The sequence below is a fragment of the Flavobacterium cyanobacteriorum genome (assembly GCF_002251835.1).
Classification (GTDB): domain Bacteria; phylum Bacteroidota; class Bacteroidia; order Flavobacteriales; family Flavobacteriaceae; genus Flavobacterium; species Flavobacterium cyanobacteriorum.
Genome location: NZ_NOXV01000111.1, coordinates 1 through 3,859, shown reverse-complemented (window position 1 = coordinate 3,859; position 3,859 = coordinate 1). Strand labels below are relative to the sequence as shown.

Here is a 3,859-nt window from a genome sequence, read left to right as displayed (position 1 = left end):
TGGTTAAGTTTGATAGTGTTAAATTTTATTTAGGACAGGATTGATTTGACAATAATTATTGCTTAACACCCTCCGCTTAACTAAGCGACTGTGCCATTAGCGGAAGTTGCAGTGGGGGATTAGTTTTTGTAATCATCCGGCACTTTCGTAAAATTAGGTAAAACAAATGAGCAAAATAGTAGAATTGAATGTCATAATAAACCTCGTCGCAAACTAACCGCTCAAGACCTTAATGGGGCAATTAAAACAAAAACCTTTAAATTATGAAAAAAGTATTAATTACCTTGTGCTTAGCAGTTGTAACAACTGTAAGTTTTGCCGCAAACAAAACTACTGATTTAGCAATCGAAAACACTACGGAAAATGAAAGTGTAGTTAATAGTGGCGCTTGTGCCACTCAGGTTGGTAATCAAATTTTCATTACATCTGTAAACTGTTTTTTGTGTAGTGATGAAAGGACAGAAGCTAAATGCAAAAGAAAATTAAAAGAACTGGTTGAAGCATTTTTAGATGCAGAAGTAACTTTTAAGTAATTTAACCCTAACGAAGCCAGACATTGTTATGAAATAGCTATTGTCTGGCTTTTTTTATAATCATCTTATCATGAGAAAAATATTATTTTTTCTATCTTTTTGTTTCACATCAATATCCAATGGGCAAACTATGGAAGTTGACTATTTAGTGCAAATAAACACGAATGATGCTGATTTACAAAAAGAAGCACTGTATAAACTAAAAGTTAATAATAAAAATTCATTATTTTATAATATTACAAATCTGAAAGATTCATATGTACATCAAGAACGTGTAATAAAAGTTGAACAAAAAAAAGATGTCAATGTTGTTTGGTTTGAAAATTTCAAGACAGACTTTATCTATAATCAACAATATTTTACTGATTTTACCAATGACTCGATTATATTTAATTCGAATGTGTTTACTAGGAAAATAATAATTAAAGACACCTATAAAAACTTGAACTGGGAACTATCGGAGACAAGTAAAGACTCAATAATATTGGGGTATAAATGCCAGAAAGCTACAACAAAATTTAGAGGAAGAACCTATGAAGCTTATTTTACACCAGAAATAGAAACAAATGCAGGGCCCTGGAAATTTCACGGATTGCCAGGTTTAATTATGTCTGTAAGAAGCTTAGACAATTACTTAATCATTAGCGCTACAAAATATCAATTGAAAAAAGAAAGTTCCAAAATTTCAAACCCGTTTAAAGATGATATAGTATATACATGGCCTGATTATATAAAGTTTACCGTAAAGTTCTTAAAACAGCAATTAAAAGTAATGCAAACTACTGCTGATGTAGAAGAAGGCAGTATAAAAATTAGCGAAGGCATTGAGGATTTAGGTATTTCAAAAATGTCATTTTAGATGAAATATTATTTTTTTTGTTGTTTTTTTTTTACCACTTTCATCAGTTATAGTCAAACCATCACAGGCATTTTTACCGATATAAATAATATAAAAATTGAAACGGCTACTTTACTATTTTACGATGGCGGCTTTGATGAAAATGTAAAAGAATTTGCTATAATTAAAAACGGTGCATTTGCTGTCACTTTAAAAAAGGAATACACTTCATTGTTTATAAAAATGATTGCAAATGGTTTTCAATATGAAACTATAATAATTGAAAATCCTGAAAAATCAAAAGAATACAAACACGATTTTATATTAAAACCCAACGATGTAACTCAGCTTGAAGAAGTTACCATAACCGCAAAAATAAAACCTTTTATAGTAAAAAAAGATACTGTTTCCTATAATGTAGATTCATATAAAGATGGCAGCGAACGCAAAATTGGAGATATTATAAAGAAGCTGCCCGGAATTGATGTTAACGAAGAATCCGGAGAGATAAAGTACAAAGGAAGGCCTATTGAAACAGTGACTTTAGATGGAGACAATTTATTTGATTCCAACTATTCCATAGCTACAAAAAATATTAGTGTTGATATGGTTAAAGCCATTGAAGCCATTGAGAACTACTCAGAAAACCCTTTACTTAAAGGAATAGAACAAGGGGGTAAAGTTTCTTTAAATCTTAAACTTGAACAGGGAAAAATTGATTTTTCAGGCGATTTAGAAACTTCGGCAGGCCTATTTGATAATGGTAATTTTGCAGGGGGGTTTGGAGGTAATCTTATGGCCATAAAAAAAACCTACAAATCATTTGCAAATGTAATTCAGAATAATATAGGAGTAAATAACTCGCCTTTTGATTATCAAGGCTTTACTCTTAATGTAGAACAAATAAAAGAACAAGAATACTTCTCCCAAAAAATCATATCAGAAACAGGGTTTTCAAATGTTTTGGACGAGAGTAAATCGAACATTAATAATCAACTTTTCATCAATTATAATAGTATTTTTAAAATAAACGAACGTATAAAAATTAGGGTAAATATTTATCATCTAAATGATAAAATCAGCACAAAATATTTTACTGAAAATCAATACGCAATAAATAGTGAGAATTTTTCAACTTCAGATAATTCCAACAACCTTAAAAAACCCATTCTCTATAGAGGAGATTTAGACATTAAATACAATACATCAAATACTTCCTTATTAGAATATAACGTGAGATTTAGGAATGAAGAAATTAAAACAACTAGTAGCTTAATCCAGAATGGCTCTGATTCATTTTTGACAAATTTAAACAGCAATGACTTAAATTTAATTCAAGATATGTTGTGGACAAAAAAATTGCGGGGAAATAAAGCATTACAATTATCAATGTTTCATTCTTATAATAACATTTCACAAGATTTAGATATAAAAACGCCAGCATCAAGTATAATTGATACAACAACACAAATAAGCAACTTTAAAAAAAATTATTTTACTACGCAAGCAACTTTATTAGCCGCAAAAAAAAGAGATAAATACACTTTACTTATCGGTTATAATTTTAACTCCAATCCCTTCGCTTCAGAATTAAGCCAACAATTAGAATCTTCAAATAGCATATCAACCATCAGCTTAAATGACTTCAATTATTATCAAAATTCAATATACCAGAGTGGAATATACAATTTAAACCGTGGTAAATGGCAATTAACCCCATCATACACGGCAACTTTACTTACACAAAAAATAAAACAAAATCATACTATTGAAAGTTCAGATTTTATTTTCTCGCCTACTTTCAAAATAAGGTACAGCATAAATTCGCACTCTTTTCTAAACGGAATGATTAGTTATGATGAAAAAGCGAATTCAGAAAGATACTTTTTTCAAAATAAAGTTTTAATTGATACTAGAACTACAATACAAAATATTCAAAGCCTGTCACTGCAACAAAACAGTAGCTACAGTTTATCATACTATTTAAATGATTTATACAAACAATTTCAGTTAAGTACAAAATTGAGCTATCGAAATAGTAAAGGTAATTACTTTTCAAATGCTGAAATAACGGATAACACGATACAGATTGAATATTTCTATTTACCACAATCCAATGATGATTTGAATTTTAATTTTCAGATTTCAAAGTATTTAAACATTATTGAATCTAATGTAAAATTCAACTCAAATATTTCACAATCCCGCTATAAAAATATAGTTAACAACTCAGAATTAAGAAATAATAAATCCACTTTCATTAGAAATCAATTACTGTGGAACACTGGCTTCAATGGCCCATTGAATTTTGAGAACGATTTTTCTTGGTCGTATTCAAAATCGGAAAGTGAAAACTTTCAACCATTCATAATCAACTCTATTGAAAATGCCATTAAAATAAAATATAAACCTTCAAAAAGATGGTTTTTTTCTTTTTTGTCTAATTGAAGTGGTTTAAACTTTTATTTTATTAAATTTCTTTAGTGCG

General features: G+C 29.1%; 3 protein-coding genes. All 3 read left to right on the top strand.

All coding sequences use genetic code 11. The features are described 5' to 3' along the window. Positions 1–263: 263 nt before the first annotated feature. The 3 genes from CHU92_RS01335 (at position 264) to CHU92_RS01325 (ending at position 3,819) form a co-directional block, all read left to right on the top strand. Positions 264–533 carry a hypothetical protein gene (locus CHU92_RS01335; RefSeq protein ID WP_094411832.1) on the top strand — a complete coding sequence of 90 codons (270 nt, stop codon included), beginning with the start codon at positions 264–266 and terminating at the stop codon, positions 531–533. A 70-nt stretch (positions 534–603) separates the two neighbouring features. Further along, a complete protein-coding gene (locus CHU92_RS01330) occupies positions 604–1,392 on the top strand; it encodes a GLPGLI family protein (protein ID WP_094411830.1) in 789 nt (262 codons plus the stop codon). Further along, entirely contained in the window at positions 1,393–3,819 is a 2,427-nt protein-coding gene (locus CHU92_RS01325; protein WP_094411828.1) for a hypothetical protein, read from the top strand. Positions 3,820–3,859 lie beyond the last annotated feature (40 nt).